This is a genomic window from Flavonifractor sp. An112, assembly GCF_002161085.1.
In the GTDB taxonomy this organism is placed as follows: Bacteria; Bacillota; Clostridia; order Oscillospirales; family Oscillospiraceae; genus Flavonifractor; species Flavonifractor avicola.
Genome location: NZ_NFLU01000040.1, coordinates 1 through 711 on the forward strand (window position 1 = coordinate 1; position 711 = coordinate 711).

Sequence of the window (711 nt, forward strand, 5' to 3'; positions counted from 1 at the left end):
AATGAACACATCCACCAGCGAAGCTGGTGGTTGTCACTATGCGGGCATAGCCCTTCGTTCCTCGCGGACGCGTGCAACGCGTAATACGGATCTGCCAACTGCGTAAGGACTGCTACTTGCCGCCCGTAAACGGGCTGTTAGATGGTATTCTCAGTTGCTCTCCCATCTCGTCCTCTTTTAGTTGGTTACGCACATATTCCGCAATTCGACTCTCGTTTTTCCCTACTGTATCCACATAGTACCCTCTGCACCAAAATTCTCGGTTCCGGTACTTGTATTTCAGCTCGCCGAATTGCTCATACAGCATTGTGCTGCTCTTTCCTTTCAGATACCCCATAAAGTGCGATACCGAGATTTTTGGCGGTATCTCCACAAACAAATGGATATGGTTCGGGCATGCTTCCGCTTCTATGATTTTTACCCCTTTCCACTCACATAACTGCCGTAGTATCTTTCCTATTGCTGCTTTCTTTTCTTGGTAAAATACCTTCCTGCGATACTTCGGTGCAAATACGATATGATATTTGCAATTCCATCGTGTATGGGATAAACTATTGATATCATTCAGTCCCATCTGAATGTCCTCCCTTTGCTATCGTTTGTGCAGTTGGCAGACCGCACTTTCATTATAGCAAAGGGAGTTTCTTTATCACTTTCATCGCCATAGGCTTTTTGGAACCACTCGCCTAGCGAGTGGTTTTCTTTATACAA

The 711-nt window shown here is 45.6% G+C and carries 1 protein-coding gene; it reads right to left on the reverse strand.

Annotated elements, in window-relative coordinates; translation table 11 throughout:
- Positions 1-112: 112 nt before the first annotated feature.
- Complete coding sequence (gene tnpA / locus B5E56_RS14310) at positions 113-568, reverse strand: IS200/IS605 family transposase (protein WP_087391407.1); 456 nt, start codon at positions 566-568, stop codon at positions 113-115.
- Positions 569-711 lie beyond the last annotated feature (143 nt).